This window comes from Anaerovorax odorimutans DSM 5092 (assembly GCF_000426305.1).
In the GTDB taxonomy this organism is placed as follows: Bacteria; Bacillota; Clostridia; order Peptostreptococcales; family Anaerovoracaceae; genus Anaerovorax; species Anaerovorax odorimutans.
Genome location: NZ_KE384519.1, coordinates 1 through 26728, shown reverse-complemented (window position 1 = coordinate 26728; position 26728 = coordinate 1). Strand labels below are relative to the sequence as shown.

Annotated in this window: 28 protein-coding genes; 8 read left to right on the top strand and 20 right to left on the bottom strand. The window is 30.8% G+C overall.

All coding sequences use genetic code 11. The features are described from left to right. Nucleotides 1–18: 18 nt before the first annotated feature. Complete coding sequence (locus tag K292_RS17350; RefSeq protein WP_051280801.1) at nucleotides 19–894, top strand: hypothetical protein; 876 nt, start codon at nucleotides 19–21, stop codon at nucleotides 892–894. Between the two features lie 98 nt (nucleotides 895–992). Here K292_RS17350 and K292_RS0114195 read toward each other — a convergent pair whose 3' ends face one another. Next, nucleotides 993–1196, bottom strand: coding sequence for a hypothetical protein (locus K292_RS0114195; protein ID WP_027400392.1), 204 nt, complete (start codon nucleotides 1194–1196; stop codon nucleotides 993–995). A gap of 606 nt (nucleotides 1197–1802) precedes the next feature. Here K292_RS0114195 and K292_RS18405 point away from each other — a divergent pair. From K292_RS18405 to K292_RS0114180, 3 genes are all read left to right on the top strand, one after another. Continuing rightward, a complete protein-coding gene (locus K292_RS18405) occupies nucleotides 1803–2471 on the top strand; it encodes a helix-turn-helix domain-containing protein (protein WP_084146029.1) in 669 nt (222 codons plus the stop codon). Between the two features lie 101 nt (nucleotides 2472–2572). Beyond that, nucleotides 2573–2809, top strand: coding sequence for a hypothetical protein (locus tag K292_RS0114185; RefSeq protein ID WP_027400391.1), 237 nt, complete (start codon nucleotides 2573–2575; stop codon nucleotides 2807–2809). 58 nt (nucleotides 2810–2867) lie between these two features. Continuing rightward, on the top strand, nucleotides 2868–3581 hold the full coding sequence (locus K292_RS0114180) for a hypothetical protein (RefSeq protein ID WP_027400390.1): 714 nt from the start codon (nucleotides 2868–2870) through the stop codon (nucleotides 3579–3581). A 117-nt stretch (nucleotides 3582–3698) separates the two neighbouring features. Here the strand turns inward: K292_RS0114180 and K292_RS0114175 are convergent, their stop codons facing one another. The 8 genes from K292_RS0114175 to K292_RS0114140 form a co-directional block, all read right to left on the bottom strand. After that, nucleotides 3699–4622 carry a hypothetical protein gene (locus K292_RS0114175; protein WP_027400389.1) on the bottom strand — a complete coding sequence of 308 codons (924 nt, stop codon included), beginning with the start codon at nucleotides 4620–4622 and terminating at the stop codon, nucleotides 3699–3701. A 222-nt stretch (nucleotides 4623–4844) separates the two neighbouring features. Further along, nucleotides 4845–6356, bottom strand: a complete 1512-nt coding sequence (locus K292_RS0114170) for a nitronate monooxygenase (RefSeq protein ID WP_084146028.1) — start codon at nucleotides 6354–6356, stop codon at nucleotides 4845–4847. Nucleotides 6357–6371: 15 nt separating this feature from the next. Continuing rightward, nucleotides 6372–6800 (bottom strand): 3-hydroxyacyl-ACP dehydratase FabZ, encoded by a 429-nt coding sequence (gene fabZ, locus K292_RS0114165; protein ID WP_027400387.1) that lies wholly within the window; start codon nucleotides 6798–6800, stop codon nucleotides 6372–6374. 8 nt (nucleotides 6801–6808) lie between these two features. Further along, a complete protein-coding gene (gene fabF, locus K292_RS0114160; protein WP_027400386.1) occupies nucleotides 6809–8038 on the bottom strand; it encodes a beta-ketoacyl-ACP synthase II in 1230 nt (409 codons plus the stop codon). 20 nt (nucleotides 8039–8058) lie between these two features. Further along, the gene (gene fabG, locus K292_RS0114155; protein WP_456318589.1) at nucleotides 8059–8802 is read right to left on the bottom strand and encodes a 3-oxoacyl-[acyl-carrier-protein] reductase; all 744 of its coding nucleotides are present in this window, start codon (nucleotides 8800–8802) and stop codon (nucleotides 8059–8061) included. Then, the gene (locus tag K292_RS17340; RefSeq protein ID WP_051280799.1) at nucleotides 8799–9830 is read right to left on the bottom strand and encodes an ACP S-malonyltransferase; all 1032 of its coding nucleotides are present in this window, start codon (nucleotides 9828–9830) and stop codon (nucleotides 8799–8801) included. Before K292_RS17340 ends, fabG begins: the two co-directional genes overlap by 4 nt. Beyond that, nucleotides 9775–10740: an enoyl-[acyl-carrier-protein] reductase FabK gene (gene fabK, locus K292_RS17335; protein ID WP_051280797.1), complete on the bottom strand. Its 966-nt coding sequence runs from the start codon at nucleotides 10738–10740 to the stop codon at nucleotides 9775–9777. Before fabK ends, K292_RS17340 begins: the two co-directional genes overlap by 56 nt. A gap of 56 nt (nucleotides 10741–10796) precedes the next feature. Then, on the bottom strand, nucleotides 10797–11786 hold the full coding sequence (locus tag K292_RS0114140) for a 3-oxoacyl-ACP synthase III family protein (RefSeq protein WP_027400384.1): 990 nt from the start codon (nucleotides 11784–11786) through the stop codon (nucleotides 10797–10799). A 246-nt stretch (nucleotides 11787–12032) separates the two neighbouring features. Here K292_RS0114140 and K292_RS0114135 point away from each other — a divergent pair, with 246 nt between their 5' ends. Both K292_RS0114135 and K292_RS0114130 read left to right on the top strand, forming a co-directional pair. After that, nucleotides 12033–12884 carry a YitT family protein gene (locus K292_RS0114135; RefSeq protein WP_027400383.1) on the top strand — a complete coding sequence of 284 codons (852 nt, stop codon included), beginning with the start codon at nucleotides 12033–12035 and terminating at the stop codon, nucleotides 12882–12884. A gap of 183 nt (nucleotides 12885–13067) precedes the next feature. Continuing rightward, nucleotides 13068–13643: a hypothetical protein gene (locus tag K292_RS0114130; RefSeq protein ID WP_027400382.1), complete on the top strand. Its 576-nt coding sequence runs from the start codon at nucleotides 13068–13070 to the stop codon at nucleotides 13641–13643. A gap of 132 nt (nucleotides 13644–13775) precedes the next feature. Here the strand turns inward: K292_RS0114130 and modD are convergent, their stop codons facing one another. Next, nucleotides 13776–14621, bottom strand: coding sequence for a ModD protein (gene modD / locus K292_RS0114125; protein ID WP_037373319.1), 846 nt, complete (start codon nucleotides 14619–14621; stop codon nucleotides 13776–13778). Between the two features lie 61 nt (nucleotides 14622–14682). Here modD and K292_RS18760 point away from each other — a divergent pair, with 61 nt between their 5' ends. Then, nucleotides 14683–15027, top strand: coding sequence for a hypothetical protein (locus K292_RS18760; RefSeq protein WP_156900549.1), 345 nt, complete (start codon nucleotides 14683–14685; stop codon nucleotides 15025–15027). On the opposite strand, the gene K292_RS0114120 is transcribed toward K292_RS18760, so the two are convergent. From K292_RS0114120 to K292_RS0114070, 10 genes are all read right to left on the bottom strand, one after another. After that, nucleotides 15011–15763, bottom strand: a complete 753-nt coding sequence (locus tag K292_RS0114120) for an ABC transporter ATP-binding protein (protein WP_027400380.1) — start codon at nucleotides 15761–15763, stop codon at nucleotides 15011–15013. The genes K292_RS18760 and K292_RS0114120 overlap by 17 nt on opposite strands. Before the next feature lie 30 nt (nucleotides 15764–15793). Next, nucleotides 15794–16591: an ABC transporter permease gene (locus tag K292_RS0114115; protein ID WP_156900548.1), complete on the bottom strand. Its 798-nt coding sequence runs from the start codon at nucleotides 16589–16591 to the stop codon at nucleotides 15794–15796. A 2-nt stretch (nucleotides 16592–16593) separates the two neighbouring features. Next, nucleotides 16594–17409 carry a molybdate ABC transporter substrate-binding protein gene (gene modA / locus K292_RS0114110; protein ID WP_027400378.1) on the bottom strand — a complete coding sequence of 272 codons (816 nt, stop codon included), beginning with the start codon at nucleotides 17407–17409 and terminating at the stop codon, nucleotides 16594–16596. Between the two features lie 197 nt (nucleotides 17410–17606). Then, nucleotides 17607–17846, bottom strand: a complete 240-nt coding sequence (locus tag K292_RS0114105; RefSeq protein ID WP_027400377.1) for a MoaD/ThiS family protein — start codon at nucleotides 17844–17846, stop codon at nucleotides 17607–17609. 158 nt (nucleotides 17847–18004) lie between these two features. After that, nucleotides 18005–19771, bottom strand: a complete 1767-nt coding sequence (locus K292_RS0114100; protein ID WP_051280795.1) for an aldehyde ferredoxin oxidoreductase family protein — start codon at nucleotides 19769–19771, stop codon at nucleotides 18005–18007. Nucleotides 19772–19794: 23 nt separating this feature from the next. After that, a complete protein-coding gene (locus tag K292_RS17330; protein WP_051280794.1) occupies nucleotides 19795–20184 on the bottom strand; it encodes a 4Fe-4S binding protein in 390 nt (129 codons plus the stop codon). A gap of 303 nt (nucleotides 20185–20487) precedes the next feature. Then, a complete protein-coding gene (locus tag K292_RS0114090) occupies nucleotides 20488–20976 on the bottom strand; it encodes a Gx transporter family protein (RefSeq protein ID WP_027400375.1) in 489 nt (162 codons plus the stop codon). Continuing rightward, nucleotides 20960–21325, bottom strand: a complete 366-nt coding sequence (locus tag K292_RS0114085) for a NusG domain II-containing protein (protein WP_027400374.1) — start codon at nucleotides 21323–21325, stop codon at nucleotides 20960–20962. Before K292_RS0114085 ends, K292_RS0114090 begins: the two co-directional genes overlap by 17 nt. A 13-nt stretch (nucleotides 21326–21338) precedes the next feature. Next, on the bottom strand, nucleotides 21339–22361 hold the full coding sequence (locus K292_RS0114080; protein WP_037373316.1) for an FAD:protein FMN transferase: 1023 nt from the start codon (nucleotides 22359–22361) through the stop codon (nucleotides 21339–21341). A gap of 589 nt (nucleotides 22362–22950) precedes the next feature. Next, a complete protein-coding gene (locus K292_RS0114070) occupies nucleotides 22951–24414 on the bottom strand; it encodes an aminotransferase class I/II-fold pyridoxal phosphate-dependent enzyme (RefSeq protein ID WP_027400371.1) in 1464 nt (487 codons plus the stop codon). A gap of 354 nt (nucleotides 24415–24768) precedes the next feature. On the opposite strand from K292_RS0114070, the gene K292_RS0114065 reads away from it, so the two are divergent. Continuing rightward, nucleotides 24769–26064 carry a putative bifunctional diguanylate cyclase/phosphodiesterase gene (locus K292_RS0114065; protein WP_169515473.1) on the top strand — a complete coding sequence of 432 codons (1296 nt, stop codon included), beginning with the start codon at nucleotides 24769–24771 and terminating at the stop codon, nucleotides 26062–26064. Nucleotides 26065–26728: the final 664 nt, after the last annotated feature.

Here is a 26728-nt window from a genome sequence, read left to right as displayed (position 1 = left end):
ATATAAGGAGCTAAATATATGAGAATCTTAATATGTGTTGATGACACGGATGATTTAACTAAAACAACAAGTACAGGAACTATAGCTGAATTAATTGAAAAAGAAATAAAAAAACTAGGTGGCATTACAGAACTGGGTATCACAAGACATCAATTATTACTTCATGAGGATATCGCTTATACTTCACATAATAGTTCGATGTGTTTCCCTGCTGACATAGATAAAGAACTCTATGAACAAGTTTGTAATACTGCCGAAAAAGTTTTGCTAGATAATATTGTTCCCAGCGCTTGCCCTGGTCTTTGTATTTGTATTCCTGAAAAAGTCACTTCTCCCGAAGAGCTTATTGCTTTTGGTTGCCGTGCAAAAAAAGAAGTAATAAAAAAAGAAGAAGCTTATAACCTAGCAAATAAATTAGGAGGTATCTCCTTAACAGAACACGGCAATACAGGTGCAGGGATTATTGGTGCGTTAGCTGGCATAGGACTGCGTTTAAGCGGTTGGGACGGAACATTTCGTGGTAAATTAAAAATGAAAAACGGGGAAAAAGTTATATCAGCTAAAGACTTTTGTGATGAGACAGGTGTTTCTCAGGTTCTGAATTTAGATGGCAGCCCAATATCAATGAGTACGATTATTAATATAGACAAATTTGCAAAAGCAGTACTTTGGAACGGGGAAAAAACTATTCTAGCAGATTCACAAAATCGCATATGTCAAAAATCCGACTTATTTAACCCTGATAATTCTCTTATTGAAGGTATTTGGAAACAAGAATGTCCTGATTTTATTTTAGATAATGATCATGAAGAACGTTTAACAGAACAAGAGAATTCTTGCGCAAACTGCCTATATCGTCGTTGGACAAGTAAGGGATTTTGTTGTGTGAAATAATAAATTTGCTTTTAATAAAAAAATATCTCTATGATCTATTAATAAAAGTTCTTTTTACTAATATAACTTAATTAATAAAAAATAAATCTTAGAAAATTCTAAGATTTATTTTTTATTCTTACGATAACAATAAGATCAATTAAAAAAACTATATACAATATACTTATATAAATCCAATAAACCCCATCCAATTTATTAACATCTTCAATTTTTATAAAATTAAATGTGGCTTTTATGCAATAACTTTCCCATGCACCTGTAAAAACAGCATTAATCTCCTTATCTTCATATGTATTATCCAATAAGTAAAACTCTTTACAAAAATATCTATTTATAAGTGGAATTTTTATATAATCCCCTATGCCTATATTATTTTTCTCATCTGTAAATAATAATAATTTTGTTGATTTTATATTTTTTTCTATTAATATTTTAGATGGGATTTCGTTTCTTTTTGAAATATCTTTATTTAATAAGCTTTCATCTATTGAAAAAAAATAACAAAGATGAATGAAAAAAGCATAAGGAACATAATGAAATATAAATTAAACTTCTTTATTTTTCCCATTTTTCCCTTTCTCCTTTTAATAAAATCTTTTTTTAATTTTTAAATGAAAGCTTCCATACTTATATTTACATAAATCATATAATTTTGCAATACGAAATGCACAGGTTGCCATATTCGTGCATAAATTGCCATTGCAATGATCCTTGAAAGATAGAAGATATTTTTTAAAATATTTTAAAAAGTATATGTATTTTAATTCCTTAAAAATCTAAATATGAATACATGACTTTTTAACTGCAACTATAAGTTGCATATATTCAACTTACATTTGGTAGAATAAATTAGGATTTATTGCTAAAATTATAGTATTAAAAATAATTTAATGAAAGGAACTTAAACTATGACATTAGGTGAAAAACTGCTACAACTTAGAAAATCTAAAAATATATCACAAGAAAAATTAGCTTTAAAGCTTTCCGTTTCGAGGCAAGCTATTTCCAAATGGGAATTAGGTGAATCAATGCCTGATACTTATAATGTTGTTCAATTAAGTAAATTATTTGGAGTTTCCATAGACTATTTATTAAATGATGAAATTAATGACATTGAAAATAATTCTCAGAACATAATTAAACAAAAAAATTTACTTAAACAGATTAAATTTATATCTAAAATTTCTATTTCAATTGAGATCATAGCCTTGATCCTAGCGTTTCTTTTTATACTTTTTGAATATACACATTATGAAAGTGTTAATTTAGTATTCAATGAAGTTATACTAAAAGTCGGCATATGTTTTTTATTTCAAATATTATCGATTATATTATTTGAAATATTTTATGATAAAGATAAATTGGAAGAAAAGCAAATACATATAAAAGAATATTTTTACACTGCCAGTATTTGGTTGATAATGCCTATTCCTATAATTTATTTAGGTTTCTTTTCTTTCCCTATTATAAGAAGACCTATAACCTTTTGGACCGACATATTATATCTATTAATTCCGTATATTGTGATTTGTATAATTTTAATGTTATATCTAAAAATCCAAAAACTAAAAAGATAATATATACTATTAAAAAAAGCTCTTAAATTTAAATTTGTACACTTCGGCACCCCTTTAAAGATTTAACTACATCTTTAATAGCAGGTAAGCTTTCATCTAAATTGAAGCTTAAAGATGCTCGTACAACTACAATTACCCTTGCACTTTTTGCCATATCTCAAGCGGCAAGCAAAATAAAGGAAGCGGCAAGCCCTTACGCAATGGAAAGTGATGTTAAAGAAACATTATATAGAATTCCTGGAGATTATGAAGTAAGATATATGCATAAAGTTGAATACTATACTCCTGCTGGTAAGAAACTTAATTTAACAACTACTTATTATTCTATGTTCATATAATTAACAATCTTCTATGAGGCTTAAAAACCTCATAGATAATTATAAAAGGAAAGGAAATATGATTGAAAAAATGGCAGAAGCAAAAGATAATATGACTAAAAAAAATAGTGCCCCAGTTATTATATTGTTTATTTTTAAAGAATTACTTCTTGGTATTTCATTATTCTCATTTTTTATGGAATTAAATACACTTTTTATTATTTTTTCTATAGGAAGTCTTTATTGCATCTGCGAAATATTAGACTATATGAAAGGATATAAATCATCACTTCATTCATTTTATGTTACTACAATTGTATTTTTATCTACTTTAATAGCTTGTTTGATATTTCATAGTTTAACAAAGCTTTTCTATGGAGCTTCTATATTTTTTATTGGAAGTAAATTAGGAATTCATCTTTCAGGAAAAAATACCCTATCTACTAATACAAGTGAAAAAGAGAATACAAAAAAAGAATCTGACATAGCACAAAATAATTTTAAAATAATATTTAGAGTGATTTTAAGTTTTATATATGTTATAATAACAGTTATTTTAATTAAATTTATTATATATGATTACATATATAATATAACTTTGTTAAAAACTAAAATATATGCAATTATAATCTTATTTACGATTTCTTTATGTTACAGTATTTTTGCATCATACTTGGAGAAAAAACTATTTACATCTAAATTCAAAAATATCATATATACAAGTTATAATTTTTGGTATCCGTTTTCATTACTTCTTGTAACGTTTAATCTATACTATTTTTCAATAAAATAATCATATTGTTTATTTTGCTCAAAATAGATTTTAAAGTAACATTTATTTAAAGGATTAAAATTTCATAATCCACAATAAAATGTATGAAAAAATATAAGCAATTACATATTTATGACTCTATACTATATCAATAATCTGCCAATTAAAATCTTTGTAAACCAAATAAAAGTTAATTTTTTTCATTGAATTATCATTTTCATCAAAAGATACTTTCATAAGAAATACATCTTTTTCCTCTTTATATTCTCCTATATATGATAATTCATAATGGGCATTAAGAATAGTTTCATACTCATATTGCTTTATTCTATCCCACGGAAAATCATCAACATATTTATTATTTATATATGTTTCTGCACTTTTAATATCATCATCTTTATAACTTCGTAAAAATCTATCAATTATATTGTCAGCCATATGTGATTTGTCTTCTTTTTTTCTGTTAAAATAATCATACTTTCCAGTAGATGCTTTCTCTAATGGAATTATATACTGATGGTCATTTTCAAGATCACTGATTTTTAAATTTGTGCTATCGTTCTTCCAATCACCAATTTTTTCATAGTGAATAATATTGCTTTTATTGGTGTATTGCATGCCGTTTTCACCATGTATATCAAAAGACTGTAGCGATTTATTACAAACTTCTAAGTTTATCTTTTCATTAACAATTTCTACTACTTTCTCTTGTGAAACAGAATTGGGATTATATATAATTTCACAATTAACACTATATTGATATCCCTTATTACTACTATAAGGGCGATTATAAAAATACTTTGTTTTTAATATTGTTTCTGTTATATTCCACGGTAAATTAAGTTTCATTATAGCACGCGAAGATTTATAATTAGGCTTATTATTTTCATAATTATATTTTTCTACATTCTTTATTAGTATGCTAAAATCATCAAATTCTATATATTTACCAATAGGATACATATCTACTTGAATTCTGTGTTGAAAATAAAAAAACACAGAAATAACAATCCATATACTTACAATAGAGAGTAATATCCATTTAATAATCCCTCTTTTCATAACCCATAATCTCCTCACGACAAGATAATATTCATCTCATATTATCATATTAAAACTAAATTTTACTAAATTATTTTAAAATTCAATAAGAACATTGATTTTATTATTTATTATAAATAAAATTATTATATAGTTTTATGTTTATCATTATATCAAAAAAGCTGTATTAAAACAAAATCTACTTTATCTGTTTTAATACAGCCTTTTTTAACCTTTTTCTTCTTATGAAGTAAGTTCTTTAAAAATATCACATACTTTTTCAATTTTATTGGCCTTATATGCTTTGCTTCCGCAAAATACCAAGCCATTTTCCACATCTCCATGAGCGGCATTGAGAAGTGCCTGAGTAATACAGTATGGGGCTTCTTCTGATTTACATGAAATAATACATGAATTACATTTTTCTACCGGTATATTGCCTTTTTCTGTTCTCTTTACAAATGCATTGTGTATGGCTCTTCCCGGCATTCCAACGGGACTTTTAATAATAACTATATCTTCCTTTTTACAATCTATATATGCATTTTTAAAGTTTGGATGAACATCACATTCTTCAGTAGTAACAAAGCGAGTTCCGATTTGTACTCCATCTGCCCCATAAGCTAATGCCTTTTGCACATCTTCTTTTGTAAAAATTCCTCCGCCCACGATAAGAGGACAATTTTGCAAATCTTTAATTTCAGCCTTTATTTCTAAAATAGTTTTGTAAAAATCACCCTGTGCCATTTCCAGCTGTTCTTCTTTAAAACCCAGATGACCGCCTGCCTCAGGACCTTCAAATACAATAGCATCGGGTACTCTGTTATATTTTTTTGCCCATGTTTTTATTATTAAAGCAGCTGCCCTTGCAGAAGATACAATTGGAACAAGTTTAGCTTTACTATTTTTGCATAGTCCTGGCAAAGATGTAGGAAGTCCTGCACCGGAAACAATCACTTGTGCACCCGCTTCAAGTGCTGCTTTTACATATTCATTATAATGTCTGCCTGCACACATTATATTAACTCCGATAAGACCTTTATTAACCACATCTTTAACTTCTCTTAATGCTTCTCTGATGTACCTTTGTAAAGCTCTTATATTTGCTTCCACAGGATTTGTGTAAAAATCAGGTTCTAAAAATCCAGGCTGAGATATTGAAATAATCCCAACACCGCCGCATTTAGCTACAGCTGCTGACAGCTTTGATAAGGAGACACCAATTCCCATGCCTCCTTGCCAAATTGGAACAGGAATTTCTGATTCTCCTAACTTCATAGGTTTTAATTTTAAAGGTTTATCACTTTTTATTGGTTTTACTTTTTGCATTTTAAAAAACTCATTTATATTATCTAATGATTGAATCAATAACTCTTTCTCCGTTTCATTTAATTCCGAAATAGCTTCATCTACCATCTTTAGATGAAAGGCTTCATGTTCATGAACTGCATCTATTCCTTCTTCTGTCAATTCTATTTTTACCATTCGTCTATCTTCCGGTACACGAAACCGATTAACATACCCTTTTTTGACAAGCCTGTTGATAGCTACTGTAAGAGTACTTATACTTATTTTCAAACTAGCAGATACTTGTGTCATAGTTTTGGCTTTTCCTGCACCAATTGCACTCAAGGTATGCACTTCTGTAATTGAAAGATTATGCTTTGAAGAATCTTTTACTGCTTTCTCTTCCATTTTTAATACACTGTTAAACAGGCTAACCAGTATTTCATTCAATTTTTTTGTTGCATTCATGCCGTTCTCCTTTGCTTATTTTTCAATAGCAAACATAATACTACATTTACAGGCTACATTTTCACCCACATATGCAATGGCTTCTCCTGTTCCTATATTTCTACGCATACGTCCAAGAGTAACTTCTAATCTTAAAGTATCACCCGGTACAACTTTATGGCGAAATTTAGCTTCTTTAATTCCACCAAAATATGCAATCTTACCTTTATACTCTTCCATGGATAAAATTGCAACAGCTCCAACTTGAGCTAATGCTTCCACAATGAGAACTCCCGGCATAACCGGTTCCTGCGGGAAATGTCCTTGAAAGTAGTACTCATCTGCACTTACATTTTTAACTCCCACAATCCTTTCGCCTTTTTCCATCTCTAAAATTCCATCTATAAGAAGAAAAGGATCTCTGTGAGGAAGAATTTCTTTGATTTGCTCTCTATCTAATAACATTTTTTCACCTATACATATTTCTTAATTAAAATTGTTCCATTATGCCCACCAAATCCTAATGAATTGGACATAACATAGTTCAACTCTTTTTCACGGCCGACACCTGGTACATAATCTAAGTCTAATTCTTCATCAGGAACTTCTAAATTTATTGTTGGAGGAACAATACCATTTTCTATAGCTTTTACGCATATAACTGCTTCTATTGCTCCTGCGGCACCTAAAAGATGTCCTGTCATACTCTTTGTTGAGCTAACAGGTATATTATAAGCATCTTCACCAAAAACACTTTTTATAGCTATAGTTTCAAATAAATCATTATATGGTGTTCCTGTTCCATGCGCATTAATATAGTCCACTTCATTTGGTTTAATACCAGCTTCGTCAATAGCCTGCTGCATAGCTGCTGCTGCACCCTCTCCTGTAGGAGATGGTGAAGTAATATGATATGCATCACAAGTAGTTCCGTATCCTACAATTTCTCCATAAATTTTAGCATTTCTTGCAAGAGCATGTTCTAATTCTTCTAAAATAACAAATCCTGATCCTTCACCCATAACAAATCCATCTCTTTCTTTATCAAATGGAGTTGAGCATCTATTTTTATCTTTTCTTGTGGAAAGTGCTGTCATATTTGCAAACCCTGAGAAGCAAACAGGAGCAAAAGCCGCTTCAGATCCACCTGAAATCATAGCATCCGCATATCCGTGTTTTATTGTTCTGTATGCCTCACCAATGCTATGTGTGCCCGCTGAACACGCAGTTACAATTCCGATACAACTAGCTTTTGCTGAAAAATTAATGGCTAGATTCCCTGCTAATATATTAGGTATTACCATAGGGACTAATAATGCAGAAACTCTAGAAACTCCTCTGTCATATGCTTTTCTAGTCTCTTTTTCAAGAGTCATGATTCCTCCAATCCCAGTACCCGCTATTACTCCAAAGCGATGTGGGTCAATATTTTCTCCACTAACAAGACCGCTGTCTAATACAGCTTCAGAAGCGGCAGTTAATCCAAACTGAGATGAGCGGTCAAGTCTTTTACCTGCTTTTTTATCAGAATACTCAAAGTCTTTAACTTCGCCTCCCATAATAGCTTTTTGATCTGCTGTATCAAAATGAGTTATTAAATCTATTCCGTTTTTTCCTTCTTTAATACCCAGCCAAAACTCATTAACATTATTGCCTACAGGTGTAATGGCTCCCATACCTGTTATCACTACTCTTCTATCCATAATATAAATATATCCTTCCTTTATATACTCATTCCACCATCAATACCCAGAACTTGCCCCGTAATATAGCTTGCATTGTCTGATGCCAGAAAAACTGCGGCATTGGCAATATCTTTCGGTTTGCCGATTCTTCCTAAGCTTATTGTTTCTGCCATCTTTTTTTTCTGTTCGTCTGTTAAAATACCTGTCATATCTGTTTCTATAAATCCAGGCGCAATGGCATTAACTGTAATACCTCGTCTTCCCAGCTCTTTTGCTGCTGAAAGAGTAAGTCCAATAACACCTGCTTTTGAAGCACTATAATTTACCTGTCCTGGGTTTCCTTTTAAACCAACAATAGATGAAAGGTTAATTATACGTCCGCTTCTTTGCTTTATCATAATTTTTGAAATTGCTTTTACAAAATAAAAACTACCGCTTAAATTAGCTTTTACCACATCATCAAAATCTTGCGAGCTCATTTTCATCATTAAGTTATCTCTTGTAATTCCAGCATTATTTACTAAAATATCAATTTTACCAAAAGCTTCTTTAGCTGCTTTTGCAACTTCCTCTGCATGATTAAAATCTGAAACATCGCCTTTCATTAATTCTACTTTTGTACCATACTGCAAAAGCTCCTTAGCTGTATTTTCAGCTGCCTCATCATTGCTTCTGTAGCAAAGCATTACATTGGCACCATTCTTACAAAATTCTTCTGCAATAGCTTTACCTATTCCACGTACGCCGCCTGTTATTACTGCACTTTTACCCTTTAACACTATTTTTCACCTTCTTCTATCAATTCTTCTCCTGCTTCTTCCTTTTTAAGCAAATCTATAATTCTTTTTATTGTAAGCTTTAAAGTTTCTTCATCGGAAACATTCATAGTAATCATATCATGATTTATTTTTTTTACTAATCCTGAAAGTGTATTTCCCGGTCCTATTTCTACTAATACTTGTGCTCCGTCTGCAATAATATTTTCAACAATCTCCTGCCAATAAACAGGACTCATTGCCTGTTTTGCCATAATATCCGCAATCCACTTATCAGCAGGTTTATCGGCTCCTTCCATTAGATCTTTTCCTGTTACATTAGAATATAGCTTAAAAACAGGCTCCTTTAAATTGCTTTCTAAAAGAAGTGGTTTTAATTTTTTAACCGCAGATTCCATCATTGGACTATGAAAAGCTGTACTTACACTAAGAGGTACAGCTTTAATATCACCCTGCTCCTTAGCCTTTTTTCTAAATCTGGCTAAAGCTTCTTTATCACCTGCTACTACTGTCTGAATTGGAGAATTAAAATTAACGCCTTCTAAAATTCCATCTTCTCTTACGGTTTTAACACATTCCAAAATTTTAGTTCTATCTCCAAAGGCAGCTATCATTCCACCTTTTCCTTCACCATTTTCATTGAGGCCGGCCTCGTTCATCCATTTACCTCTTTGCTTTACAACGTTTAAACCAATCTCATAATCTTCAATTGCACCTCCGGCTGTTAAAGCGGCATATTCGCCTAAACTAAATCCAGCCATACCCATTATTTCCACAGAATCTTTCTGCTCATTAGTCAACTTTGATATTTCCTCGAGAAATGCTTCATAAGCCGCCATTGTAACAGTATAAATACAAGGCTGAGTAATATTTGTTTGTCTAAGCATTTCTTTAGTACCTTCAAAACACCAACCCTTTATTTCTTCTCCTGCTATATCAATTACTTTCTTTGCTGCCTCTGATGTTTCGTAAAGGTCTTTACCCATTCCTGTGTGCTGAGCTCCCTGACCTGCAAATATCAATCCTATTTTCATAAATCTCCTCTGCCTCCTTAAACATTTCCTCTATTATTTCTTTAGACGGCTGTTCTTTTTTTACTAGTCCCGCTATTTGTCCAGACATAACCGAACCCCTAATAACATCTCCGTCTTTAACTGCTGCCCTTAATTTTCCTACTGTGAGCATTTCAATTTGCTCAAAACAAGCATTTTTCTTTTCTAAATTAAGAATCTCTCTAGCAAGCTTATTTTTAATAACTCTAACAGGATGTCCTGTACTTCTTCCTGTAGCTATTGTATCAGTATCTTTAGCTTTTATAATTAAATCTTTATAACTTTGTGCAACTGTACATTCTTTAGCTACCAAGAACCTGGTTCCTACCTGAACACCCTTCGCTCCAAGCATGTACGCTGCTGCAATTCCCCTTCCGTCTGCGATTCCTCCCGCTGCTATAACGGGGATATTAACTGCATCAGCAACTTGAGGAACTAAAGCCATAGTAGTAGATTCTCCAATATGGCCTCCAGCCTCTGACCCTTCTGCTATAACAGCATCCGCACCTGCTCTTTCTACTCTTATAGCAAGAGCAACAGATGCAATTACTGGTATAACTTTTACTCCGCTTCGCTTAAGCTTTTCTATGTATTTACCTGGATTTCCTGCGCCGGTTGTCACTACAGCAACTTTTTCCTCGCAAAGTATATCCATTACTGCGTCCACATGGGGACTAAGCAGCATAATATTTACTCCAAAAGGTTTATTAGTTAATTTCTTTGTCTTTCTTATTTCTTCCCTAACCCATTCTGGCTCTGCCGCTCCTGCTGCAATAATTCCCAATCCTCCGCCATTACTTACTGCTGCTGCTAAAGAACTATCTGCTATCCATGCCATAGCGCCTTGAATAATTGGATATTTTATTCCCAGAAGCTCGCATATATTTATCATAACTACTTCCTCCATTCTTTTATCAACTAAGGTCATTTTCACTTTTTATATTCTTATTACGCTTCAAAAAGGATAGCTCCTGCACTAAGTCCGCCGCCAAAGCCAACAATCATAATTTTATCTCCGCTTTTTACCTTACCACTAGACATTAAATCTGCTAACGCCATAGGAATACTAGCAGCAGATACATTTCCTGTATTTTGAATATTTACCTGAAATTTTTCAAGGGGCTGCTTAAATCTCTGCGCGGCAGTCTTTATTATTCTCATATTTGCCTGATGAGGAACATAATATTTAACTTCATCAGCTGAAACTCCTGTATCAGTTAAAACCTTATTCATAACTTCTTCTATTGCTGTTACCGCAAATTTAAATACCTGTGGACCATTCATTTTTAAAAACATATCACTATGCTCTATTTCATTTGTAAAAGGCGTTTTAATATATTGCATACCACACGTTAAGCAATCTGTAACGTCATCATAATTTTTTACATAGCTTCCTATAATTCCGGTTTTCTCCTGAGAATATTCTAAAACTGCACTCCCTGCGCCATCTCCAAATAAAATACATGTGCCTCGATCTTCCCAATTAACAATTCTGCTCAACCTTTCAACGCCTATTACCAATGCACGATTAATTTTATTCGTATTACTATTTCCACACATTCCATTTTTTATAAGCGCTTCTGCTGTCCATGTTCCATATATAAACCCACTGCAGGCAGTATTTAAATCAAATGCAACTGCATTTGACAAATGTAGTTCCCTTTTAACAAGTGCTGCCATAGACGGCACTAATACATCTGGTGAAACTGTAGCAACAATTACAAGTCCAATGCTATCTAAATCTATTTCTCCTAAAGCCTTTTTTGCTGCACTAACAGCTAGATCTAAAGCTTTTTCATTTACAGAGATATGCCTTGATTCAATACCTGTTCTGTCTATAATCCATTGATTATCTGTTTCTACCAGTTCTGCTAATTTTTCATTTTTTACAGATAACTCAGGTAATGCTTTTCCTGTTCCTATTATTGTAACTCCCAATCTATTCCTCCCTATTATTCTTATATTAATTTACTTTGATTATCAAACTATTTGATTTAATTATATTTTGATAATTTTTAAATGTCAACATTTAAATTAATGACAAATTTCCTTATTATAAATTAAAAACTACTTTTTTCTAATTTTGATTGTTAGAAATACATAAATTTATTATAATAATTATAATAATAAAAGATAAGGAAAATAATATATTTAAAAGTATTTTAGTATAAGAGGAAAATTATTATGTTTAAAAATATCTTAAGGATAGCAAAAAAAATATTTCTAATTATTTTAGGAGCTGTTATTATTGCCTTTGGAATAAATTTATTTTATGTTCCAGTTAATCTATTAGGTGGCGGAATTACTGCAATTGCAATTTTATCTAATATATTATTAGGTACAAACATTGCCCTGGTTACTTTTGTTTTAAATATTCCTATATTAATTTTAGGTATTTTTCTAGTAGACAAAGAATTCGTTTTTTTCAGCTCATTAGGTATGATATCAATGTCTATAGCTTTAAAATTAACTGAAAATATCCCCACTCCTTCTGAAAATCCAATTACATGTATTATAGCCGGAGGTGTAATTATTGGAGTTGGTGCCGGTATAATGCTTAGAAATAATGGTTCCGGTGGAGGCCTAGATGTAATATCAAGAATACTATATAAATATTTCTCAATACCCATGGGGAATTCCTCTTTGGGTTCAAATGCTCTTATATTAATTTTTGCATGCTATTTTCTTGGTATAGATATTGTAGTTGCAACTATTGCTACAATATTTATTTCCAGTACTGTAGTAAATTATATCATAGAGGGTATCAATTATAAAAGAACTGTAATCATTATTACAGAAAAAGCTGATGAAATCGCACTTGCCCTAATGAAAGAATTTGGAAGAGGAGTAACTATTACGGAGGTAAAAGGTGCATATTCTGGTAAACAAAAGAAACAAATGATGTGTGCTATTAATCCATATCAAACTCCAAAACTCAGAAATATAGTTTTAAAAATTGAACCAACTGCTTTTGTTACAATTACAGAAAGTATTTCTGTAATTGGGGGAGGCTTTAAAAATAATAAATTGTGTTAAATTAAATCCCAAAAGACTCCTTTTACTTTTACACATATTGTCTATTTTGCAGCATGTAGCTTTTTAAATTTCCCTAAAATAAAGAAAATTTTAAATATATTAAAATTTTTCACAGAAATAACATATACATGCGATAGTATATATATGGGTAATTTTTCATAAAAAGAGAAAGGAGGTAAAATCATGATTCAAGCAATTAGTAATTATTACAATACGAATGAGAAATATTCAATAAGCTCTAAAGAAACCTTAAATTCCATTACTTCAACAGAAGACGAAGAAGGTAAAGTTACTGCGGACAAGCAATCTCTTCCTATTGAGCAAGCAATAACTCGTAAAACTGATTCAATAGAAATTAGTGATGCCGGTTTAAACTCATTAATGTCAAATTTATCTTCTCAAAATGACTCAGAAGAAGATTTAAATATTAATTCTTCTTCTGTGACCCAGACAGACAGCGCTTTAAATAATTCAGAAATTATTGAGCAGAGTACATCATCATCAACTGAAGATGATGATTCAAGCACTATTAATCTTTCTACCTTAACAGAAGAGGAAATTCAGGAATTAGTATCTGAACAAGTAATAAGCCAAGCAGAAGCTAATACTGAACTTGCAAGAAGAGAGCAAGAAAGTAAAATAGAAGGAAGTAATATTAAACAAATTACCATTGAAGCAAAAACTACATATGAGAGTACGATGGCACAAGATCCTTTGGGAATAAATCAAACAGGATTGATATTCGATAAAACCGCTTAAAAAATAACAAATTAAAGATATAAATAAACCCCAATAAAAAAATATTTTTTTATTGGGGTTTATTTATAAGTATCATATTTTTATAAAAAATTGTTACATGAACTATAACTATCAAATTTCCATTCAAAAAATTTATATTTTTTCAATCTTCACTCCAATATCAATTGGCTTAGCTTGGTATAAACTTGTAGTAACAATTGCATTTACTCCTGTTTTAGCATATTCTTTTGCATTTTTTTCATTTATGCCTCCCGCAGCTAATATAAGCACATTTGGAGAAATATTGCGTAATTTAGGTACACCTTCTTTTAAAACTTCATGCGTTAATTTATCAAATTGTATACCATCAACTCCTGCCTCGCATAACTTAGCAGCCTCATCTATGGACGTTGCTTCTACGATAAGCTTCTTTTCACAAAGCTTATGCTTTATATTAGGGATTTCCTTTATAAATCCTTCAAATCCACCGATAAAATTAGTATGCTGTTTAAAAACAAGGACTGTTTCTGAAAGCCCTAATCTGTGAGGATATGCTCCCCCAGTCATAATTGCTTTTACAGCCAATGCTTTTGTTCCAGGGAAACATTTTCTTGTTGTTACAATTTCCATATTAGGATTTTCTGATTTTACAATATCTACCAACTCTTTTGTCTTCGTGGCCATACCTGAACAATGGTCAAAAATATTTTGGCACATCTTCCATGCCATATGCAGATCCTTCGCTTTACCTTTAGCAGTCAAAAAATTCTCTCCGCTCTTAATAAGACTTCCTGAAGGCTTTGAAGCTTCTACTTCTATGTTCAATTTATTCATAATACGGATAACTTCTTCTGTTCCGCATAATACAGCATCCTGCCTTGTAAAATATATGCTTCTTCCAATTTCCTCTCCAAAACCTAATACCCATGTGGTAAGGTCTATATAAGGTACATCTTCTTTAATTAATCGATCGATATCTTCATCTGAAATATATATCATCTTACGCCTCCTTTTCTTTATATTATATTATAACATGACACAAGTTTCCAAGCATGTTTCAATGGTTTTTACATTACAGCAACGCTGTATCAATCACAGAAACCATTATATCATGACACAAGTTTCCAAGCATGTTTCAATGGTTTTTACATTACAGCAACGCTGTATCAATCACAGAAACCATTATATCATGACACAAGTTTCCAAGCATAATTCAATGATTCTTACCTTACAGCAACGCTGTCTCAATCACAAGAATCATTATAACATGTTTCCATATTCTGCAGACCAATTTGTAACTGCAGACATGTTTCAATGGTTTCTACATTACAGCAACGCTGTCTCAATCACAGAAACCATTATAACTTATATTTATACTGATTTGCACTTTAATTTAAATTACTAACCATTTTCATGTTAATTTCTTTTCTTATTAGAAAATCTTCCACATCTTTTTCCATATTTCCATGGAAAAGAGCTTGACTTTCACATACGCCTCTTATACTTCCACCAATTAAAATTCCAATACGAAATGCCAATCTTTGCGCTTCATTAAAATCATGTGTTATAAAAATAATTGTACAACCAAAGGCTTCATGTATCTTTTTTATAAGTTGATACATTTGTTCTTTTGTTTTAGGGTCTAAAGCAGAAAAAGGCTCGTCCATAAGTAGTAATTTTGGATTTAAAACAAGTGCACGTGCTAAAGCAACTCTCTGTTTTTCACCTCCGCTTAAATTAGCAGGGTATCTGTTCATCAAATGTTCAATCTTTAATAGAGTGATAAGCTCATTGATTCTTTCATTACCTTTGTTTTTATCTATTTTTTTCATTTTTAATCCGAATTTAATATTCTCCATAACAGTCATATGAGGAAAAAGTGCATAATCCTGATATACGAATGCTAAATCTCTTTTATTAGGAGCACTGTCACAAACTCTTTTTCCATCTAAAAATACTACTCCTTTTTCCCCTTCATATATTCCTGCAATCGATTCAAGTAGTACTGTTTTCCCGGCTCCTGTTGGACCTAATATAGCAAAGATTTCTCCTTCTTCTATATCCAAACAAATCTGGTTCAGATGAAAATCTCCAAGAGCTAAAGAAAAATTATTTACACACACCATATTATTCTTCTTCATATACTACTCCTTACGTATAATTATTTACAATCATCTCATATCTTTCTGAAAACAATTAAATAAAAACAATGATGCAGCTGATATAATTAACAAAATAACTGCTGAAGACATAGCAGCTCCCATATCACCTGTTGCAATATTCAAATAAATACTTGCAGGTAAAGTTTCTGTCTTCATTCTTGTAACACCAACTACCATAAGAGTTGCTCCAAATTCTCCCAATGCTCTTGACCATGCAAGAATTACTGCTCCTACAATAGCATTTCTCGATAACGGAAGAGTAACTAGCAAAAAACTTTTAAATTTTGAAGCACCCAAGCTTTGTGCTATAAATTCCAGTCTTTTATCCACACTTCTAAAAGCAGTTTTTATCATCCGAATTACAAAAGGCAGATTTACTAACGTATGTGCCATAACAATTCCGGCTTTGGAAAAAATAACTCTAAACCCTGCCTCACTTAACATCTTTCCAAAAGGTGATGCGAAAATTAATAAAAGACTTAATCCTAAAACAAGATTAGGTAAAGATAGCGGTAATTCGATTAAAACTTCAAAAAATCTTTTAAAAGGTATCTTTGTTTTGGTTAAAACATAAGCAGTGGGAATACCAAATAAAAGGCAAACAATTGTTGATATACTTGCTGTAGATAAACTAAGAGTTAAAGCAAATATAATCTCTTTTGAAAAAAATTCTTTATTTATGCTAGCAATTCCTTTGAAAATAAGCATAACTACTACACTTAAAATAAAGAGTATAACAATGCTTGCTATTAAAATTGTTATCACATCAAAAAAGCTTATCTTTCTTAAACTTTGTTTGATATTCATTTTTATTCCTTATCTGATTCTACCTGCTCATATCCATATTTCTGCCATATTGCAATAACTTCATCTGTATCTAAAAATTCTAAAAATGCTTTTCTTGCTTTTTCATTTTTACTGTAACTTATGCTAGCCGCTGGTATAGTCTTTATGAAACCATCCAGTTCATCTGTATCTACTATTTCCACGCCATCATTATTTGCGTTTTCTTTCCATACAATAGCTGCATCACATTCTCCCATGGACAGTACATTTGCGATTTCAGGAGCTGTAGTTGCTCTTGAAACAATATTTACTTTATCAAAAATTTCCTGATTTTTTAACACTTTATCAGCTATTTTACCAATAGGCGTAGATTGATTATCACCTAAAACTAGTCTTATATCGCTATTTGCCAAATCTTTAATTTTTGATATATTTTTAGGATTTCCCTTCTGTATTACTAAAACCGGTATATGTTTAACCAAAGGTTTTGTATCTGTGATAATTCCTTCATCAAAGGTTGCTAAATCATCTTGATCTCCCGCTATAAATAGATCTCCTTCTTGTGAAGTATTGATCTGGCTACTGATTTGAGCTAAGTTCCCAAATGAAACAGTTGCATCTGCTCCTGTTTTTTCTTTAAAAAGATCCACAATTTCGGTAAAAGGTTTTGTCATTCCTGCGCCACAGTAAATAAACAAAGATTCTCCATCTAGTGACTGTGCTGTGGTATCTGAGTTGGAATCAGAATCTGTATTTTTTTCACTATTTCCACATCCGGCAAATAAACCGATACAAAGACATAGAACTAAAAGTATTGCTAAGATTTTCTTATTAAACATAATTTACCTCTCTTTATTTCTAACTTTTTTAATTAAAACCAACTAGACCAAATTATATCAATAGTATATATTCTTGTCAAGTAAACATACGTCTGAAATCCCTTGAATTAAACAAATAAATGAGCAGATAATTATCTGCTCATTTATTTGTTTAAATATTCATAAGTCATACTTATTTGGTTTATGAAAACTCTAATTTATCCTCCTGAAATTCTAGGATATGCTTTTAACTCATCTCCTTCTTTTAATTGGTCAAAGATCATAACCCTTTTACCGTTTATAGCTACAAATCCAAAGCTTTTTATTTCACGCCAATTAATTCCAACAGTGGCCAAGGCCTCTTCACAAGTACATGAATCAGGAACTTCCACTACCCTTTCTTTATCTCCATTAAAATATTTCAATAAACTTCCTCTTAATGTAATGGTAATTTTCATAAGATTCCCCTTCTTTAATTTTATATTTAATAAAATAATAAAAAATTTCTTTATATCTCATTATACTTAAAAGGGCAGAATTTTCATATAAAAAATTCCACCCTTTTTTAATTACATACTTATTACTATCTCAAATCTTTATTTTAAAATGTGCTAAATTACAGTTGGCAAATAATACTTTCAGGAACCATTCCATTTTCATCCCAGCCAAGTACATTATAATATTGATTAAGCATATCTTCAAAAGCTTCCTGAGGAATTGCCTGCCCCGCTGCAGGACCATTTTTCAAGGCTTCTTTAGCAAGACGTTTTGGCATAGTATCATCTTTTCTATTAAAGCCTTCTCTTTGATTAAAGGCTCTTGCAATCTGAATTGTTCTCCAAGCTACGTCTTTCATTTCTTGAACAGACCATTCTTTACCTGTAACAATTGTCATCATTTCTGCCATTATTTCCATAGTTATTGTACCCCAAAAGTCACAAATACATAAACAGAATTTTACTGCATTATGTTCTGCAAGATTATATACCATCTGACCTTTATCTTCAGGAGTATATGGGGGTATAGAAGCAGCAAATACTTCTTCATTTGGAGCATAAGCTCTCATATGGCAGGCACCTCTGTCTGACACTGCGTATGCAAGTGACATTCCCCATGAACCACGAGGTTCATATTGAGGATATTCAAGTCCCTTTACATGCATAGCAAAGTCTGTACCTCCATATTTTTCAGAAGCAAGTTTTACACCTAACGCAAGATCAGCACCAACGCCTTCTCTTTTTGCCATTAAATATAAATATTCTATCATTTTTTCTTTATCGCCAAATTTAATACCAAAATCATGAATTCCCTTTTCTGTCATTTCCATAGCCCAGATAATAGTATCTCCTGCACTGATTGTATCAAGTCCAACGTCATCAGCTACCTGATTAAATTTAACAATAGCTTCCGGATCTCTAATTCCTGCATTAGGGCCCGCTACAGCGATACTTTCATATTCAGGTCCTTCACAAATAGCATTTCCATACTTTAAAAAGTTACCACATCCAAGGCCACAGCTTCCGCATCCTCGTTTTCCTGCTCTTTTTTCAAGTAGTACATCTCCATTATATTCCGTCCATCTTTCATCTGTTGTATCTGAGAAGTTATTTACAGGAAGAATTCCTCCATCATTACAGGCTTCAAGGAATGCTGTTGTACCACAGTCAAAAATAAATGTATTATCTTCTTGAAGAACATCTTCATGAAGAATCTCTACAATTCTTTTTGTAGTTTCCACAATATTAGCAGCTTTTACTCCACCGGTACCTTTAATTACAATAGCTTTAAGGTTTTTGCTACCCATAACAGCACCAATGCCACCTCTTCCTGCCTGTCTATAATAGTCAGAATTAATACAAGACATAGTTACAAGATTTTCACCAGCAGGTCCGATAGATAAAATACTATATTCATGACCATATTTTTCTGCTAAAATTGCTTCCGCTTCATGTGATCCCCTTCCCCAAAGATCTTTTGCATCTTTAAAGGAAATTTTACTGTCTTCAATGAGTACATATCCCGGCTCTTTTAATACTCCTTCAAACATGATGGCGTCATAACCTGCAAATTTAATTTTAATTCCTACATGCCCTCCAATGGAACAATCATTAATGGTTCCTGTTGCAGGTGACTTTGCTGATATTGATAATTTACCAGAACATGGTACTGGAGTACCTGTAAGAGGTCCTGTCATCAATAGCAGTTTATTTTCTGATGAAAGAGGATCAATACCAGGTTTTAGTTCCTCGTATAAATACTTGATAGCTAAACCCTTTGATCCAATATATTTTTCAGCCCAATCCATACGAAGAGGCTCTGTTTTTGCTCCTTTTTTAGTTAAATCAATTCTCAAAAATTTGTTTTGATATCCTAACATTGTCATATCGTGCATATCTCCTTTCTCTATTATTCAAACGTCAAAGCGTTTTGTGGACAAGTCTTAACACATGCAGGATCACCCTTACAAGTATCACATATATATGCCTTTTCATCTCTGATTTTTACTACATGCTTAGGACATACTTCAGCGCAAACTCCACAGCCAATGCATTTATCCATATCCACTTGAATATATTCCCCAAGAGTAATTGCATCTACAGGACATTTCTTTTTACAAATACCACAAAGAATACAATAAGAATCATGATACTTTATTTCTTTGCCCTTATCATAGTAAGTTTCAATTCCAATTCGTGCTTTTGAAGGAATATACTCACCTTCTTTCATAGCTGAACATACTTGAGAACATAATTGACAGCCAATACATTTTTCTTTTGAAAATTTTAATCTTTTCATAATTAATTGGTTCCCGCCTTTCAATTTTTCATAATTAAAATAATTTTATATTCATATTTACCAGCTTTTTCATAAAAAAAAGCAAAGGTAAGATACTCCCAAAATGGGCCTATCTCTCCTTTGCACACTGGCAGACAATAAAATCACTTTTATTACCCTAACGTTTCCATCGGCAATATACCTATTGTCAATTGGAAATTCAGAGAAAATATTAACTTTTTATAATTATCTTTGTATTTACATTTATTATAACTTCACCTTTTCAACTTGTCAATTCTTTAACTATCATTATAAGTTGTTAATTTATTCAAAATTTTTAATTATTTTATGGCTTATTATTCCAATAATTATTCCTGTAATCATTCCTATAATCATTAATAAAGGAAGAGAATACAGCATTTTTATATTTTCAACGATTGCTGCTGCCATTAATAGTTGGCCTATATTATGAAATGCTCCTCCCGCCATGCTAACCCCTATAATACTAAATTTATTTGTACGTTTTAAAAAATACATAACTCCAAAACTTAAAAAACCTCCTGCAAAGCTGTAAATAGCCATAGAGAAACTACCAAACATGGCGCTTACAAGTATAATACGAATACAATTAATCTCTAAAGCTGAACTTGCACTTATAGTATAAAGAGCTAATATAACAACAATATTGGGAATCCCCAGTTTCATTCCCGGAATTCCAAAATTAAAAGGAATTAAAACCTCTACGTAAGAAAAAATAATGGCAAGAGCAATCAATACTGAACTGATAGCTATTTTTTTAGTTTGTGATTGCATCTATTTTTCTTTCCTCTCCGTTAATAACTGTAATTACTACCTTATTAGGTAAACATACAATAGTATCATTTGTAGAATCTATGGATTTATGTTTTACGCAATATTGATCGGGGCAATCCCCATAAATCATTTTAGCTTTTCCATCTTTAATTTCCAATTTATTTATATGACCATTTTTTTCAATATCTATTACCGCATCTTTATCTAATGAATATTTTCCATAAAGTTCTCCATCCACTGTAATTTCAACTTCACTACCTGTTTCCTGAAAGAACAATATAAAAAGAAAAAATAAAACTCCCAAAACTAACATTACTATGCCTAAATATATATCAGCCTTTTTAACCATATCTAAAAACCTCTTAGTTTTTTATTAATTTATCTTGTAGCCCTGTACTAACTTGAATATTACCTTTTTTATCAATAAAAACAGCCTCTGTGTTTGAAATACTTTCAATTAATTTCATGCCTTTTTCTTCTCCAAGTAAAAAGATTATTGTTGAAAGGGCATCACCATCTGTGGATTTTTCCGAAACTACTGTTACACCTGATAAATTATTATCAGAGGGATATCCTGTAAATGGATCTAAAATATGATGATATTTTTTTCCTTCATATACAAAATATCTTTCATATGATCCTGATGATACTAAACTCTTATCATTTATTTGTAAAATACCTATGGCTTCACCGGTTTCTCCTAAAGGATCCTGAACTCCAATATTAAATTCTCCTCCTTCTGGTGGTTCACCAACTACGAGTATATTACCACCTAAATTAATAATAGCACTTTTTACACCCTTTTCTAAGAGCAGTTCTTTTACTCTATCAGCAATATAGCCCTTTGCAATGGCGCCTAAATTTGCTTTCATTCCGGGATTTTTTAGCATTACCTCCTTTTCATTTTGAAACAAAATATCTTTATAATTGATGAACTTTTTTGCTTCTTCTATCTCTTCTGAACTTGGTACGTACCCTTTTCCATCCTTTATATTCCATAATGATATAAGTGGCCCTGCTGTTATGTCAAAATACCCTTCCGATAATTCCGAATAATATATACTTGTTTTTAAAATCTCTAAAGTTTCAGGAGATACAGTTGTCCACTTAGTACCTGCATTTTTACATAATAAATCTAAATCGCTTCCTTCATAATCTACGCTTAAAATTTTTTCCAATCTTCCAATTTCATCAAAGACTTCATTAAAAATTGCTTCATCTTCCCAGCCATATAGATTTATCTTTACAATTGTGTCTAATTGAAAATTACTTTGTGAAAGTACCTTTGATTTATCTTTAATTTTTAAAGGATTCGTACAGCTGCTTATGCTTATCATTACTATCAATATCAATATTATTAAAGTTACATTTTTATTAATTTTCATAATATATTATCACCTTCCAGTTTTTACAATCGATTATGCCTTGTCCAAATTTAAAACCTGCTTTCTTTATTCAAAATTGTTCTTACTTAATAGGAATGAAAAATTATTTATTTATTTTATTATTTATATACAAATGGCATGCAAAAATAATGTTATATATTATTTCGCAAAAAAGCCTTAATAGAATTAAATAAATAATAAATATTACTGCTTTTTCAATGTAAAATTCAATTTTTAATAAATTATTTTGTAATTCAGTAACGACAGTTCCTAAAGGCACAATAATATTAGGTATTGAAATATAGTTTATTATTATAAGAATTGTCAAATAAATAAAAACATTTTTTGCAACTCTTTCTGGTTTCATGCTTCCGAATTTCATTAAATAATCTCTCCTTTTTCCCTTAATATTAAATACGATGTATTCATTAAATTTTATTTAGTTTGGAATATCATTACACCAATTATTTTTAAAATATGATTAAATATATAGTGACTATTTAAATATAAAAATCATTATTATTTTTTAACCATTAATTTTTTCTCCTAGAGATTTGCTAAAATAATACCCGTAATTATTTAATTTATCTTATTTATTATATTTATCATAAGATACAATAATCTCTCCAAGTTCATTTACTCCGATAACTTTTTCTCCTGAAAAGCGAAGAGCCTTAATGTATTCAATTACTCCCTTTTCTATTAATTCTCCTGGGCAAAGTATTGGAATACCCGGTGGATATGGAATAATTGAGCTTGCACATAAATACCCTTCTGCATCTTCTAACTTGATTTTTTTCTTTTCTTTTGGAATATCAAATAACTTTGCTTGCTTTGGTAAATTTAATTTTCTTTTTTTGTCATTATTTTTTTCATTTTTTATTTTGTAATATTTATAAGAAATTTCTTCTAATGCTTTTGCAAGTTTTTCATAATCTTGTTTTATATTTCCAATGCCAGACATTGCCATTAATACATCACCTGTTACAAGTTCCGTATATATCCCATAATCTTCTATGAGAATTTTTTCTAATTCCGCTCCGGAAAGTCCAGCACCACTCATGTTAAGATTTATCTTAGTCCAATCTAGTCCTTTCAAATTATTAATAATTTGTAAACCGGGAATTTGTGTAGCTCTATTATAAAAATTCTCTATATTATCTTTCCATTCTTCCATAAGTTGCATACCATGCTCTTCCAAAATATCTGCGGAAATATCAAGTGAAGCCATTAAAATATATGACGGACTTGTACTCTCTATACATTGCAACTTATCCTCAAGCAAATATTGGTCTACTCTATTTGAATTTAAATGTAATACGGCACTTTGCGTTAAAGATGCAAGGGTTTTGTGAATACTATTGATTACAATATCTGCACCTAATGAAACAGCTGACTTTGGCAATTGCAAATTCTTTTTATTATTTGATGTATTATTTATACTTTCAAATAATTTTAAATGTGCACCATGTGCTTCATCTACAATTAAAATTTTATTATGCCTATGCACAACCTCTGCAATATCCCTAATAGGACTACAAATTCCATAATAATTAGGGCTTGGTAAAATCACTGCATCAGCATCTGGATTTTCATTTAAAAGCCTTTCTATTTCACCCGCAGAAACACTACCTGATATTCCATGATCCGCTATCATATCAGGATAAGCATAAATAGGCTGAATTTGACCCAAAGTCAAAGCATTAAATACTGATTTATGACTATTTCTAGCCATTATTAGCTTTTTACTTTTTACTGCTGAAGCAAGTATAGCTGCAATAATACCTCCACTTGTACCATTAATAAGCAAATATGATTTTTTAACGCCATAAAGCTTTGCATAACGGTCTTGTGTTTCTTTCAAAATACCCTCCGTTTGAAATAAATTATCTGCTCCAGGTATTTCAGTTATATCATAATCTAAAAAATCCCTCATAAAGCTTTCATATCCCAATTTTTTATATAAATCAGAACCCTTATGTCCCGGCATATGAAATGATACAGGATTTTTTTCTGCATGTTTTTTTAAAAATTCATAAATTGATGTTTTCATTATATTATTTCCATTCTTTTTTCTCTAGTATATACAATATTTAACTTGTCTGCAACAGAGTAAAGAAAAGCAAAATATAAAATAAGTTTTATATTTTTATACTCTTCTATTTACCTGTATGCCTTCATTTTCCAATTTATATATAATTTAAAACATTTATAATTTATATATTACTATTTTTTCCATTCATATTGATATTTTTAAGGTTTTACGATATACTACCAATACTAAAACTTAATTAGAAGGCTTGGGTTTATTATGATAACACACTCTTACAGTATAATGTTACTGCTCTTAATCATAATTATTATCCTATTAACTATTATATCAATTAAATTTAAACAATATAATGAAATGAAAAAAATAGCTTATACTGACCCAGTGACCGGTGGTCTGAATTATAATAAATTTAGGGTCGATGCTGAATTAATATTAAAAAGTAACAAAAAAGAACAATTTGCTTTAGTATGTACCGATATTGATAATTTTTCATATATAAATTATACTTTTGGATATAAATTTGGTGATAAAATTTTAGCTAAAATATCTAATATAATCAATAAAAATTTAGGAACAGATGAACTCTGCGCAAGACGTTCTGATGATACTTTTGTATTGTTACTAAAATTTAAAGATAAAAATAGTGTTAAAAAAAGACTTTCTTTATTACATAATAAATGCAATGAAATCAAAAGTATTAAGGATAACAATTATACGCTTTTTATGAAAAAGGGAATTTATATCATACATAAAAAAGAATATGATATCTCTTTAATAGTGGGAAAAGCTGAACACTCAAAAAGAACTATTAAAACATCCCTCACCAATACTTTATCATTTTATGATGATAAAATACATAAAGAATTATTACATGAAAAGGCTTTGGAAAATTCTATCGCATCATCTTTAAAAAAGAATGAATTTGTTGTATACTTACAACCTAAAATTTCCCTTACAACTAAGGAAATTATAGGTGCTGAAGCGCTTGTAAGATGGCAGCACCCGTTAGAAGGTTTGATTTCGCCCGATAAATTTATTCCTCTTTTTGAAAGTAACGGTTATATTGTTGACTTAGATTTTTATGTATATAAAAAAGTATGTACCTTACTAAAAAAATGGATTGATAACAATAAACCTCTTATTCCTATTTCTGTAAATGTATCTAGGCTACATGTAGCAAATAATAACTTTGCCAATTCTTTTAAAAAGATTGTTGATGAATATAAAATTCCTTCAAATCTCTTAGAATTAGAGCTTACAGAAAATATTTTCTTAAAAAATGTATCTGATGTTTTGAATATGATTAATGCATTAAAAAAAATGGGATTTATACTATCTATAGACGATTTTGGTTGTGGATATTCTTCATTAAATTTACTTAAGGAACTTCCTGTAGATATAGTAAAATTAGATAAAGGATTTTTTAAACCTGATGGATTAGATAAAAAAGATAAATATGTAGTCTCAGGGATTATTAATATCGCTAAAGATTTGAATTTACAAGTCCTATCTGAAGGTGTAGAAACACAGGAGCAAGCTGAGTTTCTACAAAGCTCGCAATGTGATATGGCACAAGGATTTTTATTTGCTAAACCTATGCCAATTGAAGATTTTGAAACATTACTTAAAGAAACTAATAACACAATTTAAACCTTTATTTTGTAAGCTTATACGTATTTTATATAATCATTTCCAATATTTTCTTAAACATAAAAAGGATTAATTCTAATGTAGATAATTAATCCTTTTTGATTACTATTTATTCTAATGTATTATAAGAAAAACAAAATAAATATTTTTGTTTTCATCATATGTATCTTATTTCCCAGGCAACGTTCAGCACTTTGTGCTTCACTCCTCCGGTCGTTTCTCTCCCTTCGCTGCCTTTTTTCCAAATTCACAAAGTGAATTTAATGGAAAAACGGACAGCAGCACGAAATGCTGGAATGAGAACAACGAATGTTGTCCTATTTTACAATCAAAACCACTAGTTGAACTACAATGGCATTAAGTTAAGAAACCTCGTATCAATTTTTTTGATGCGGGTTTTTTTATGCTTGACAACTTCATAAAAATGTGAGGCCACTTTTATCTGATCATCCTTTTAAAAAGGATAAAAGTGGCCCTTGTAAGTAGAACTTAACAAATCTATTTACAAGGAGAATAAAATGAATACTAAAGAAGCAATTTCAAAATTCAACTCACAAATAACTAGTTTAAATCATATCAAATCAAAATTATGTTGTCGTCCAGAAAAAGACTTTACGCGTAATAGAAAAGTATCTTTTGAATTCACTATACGCTCAATTTTGTC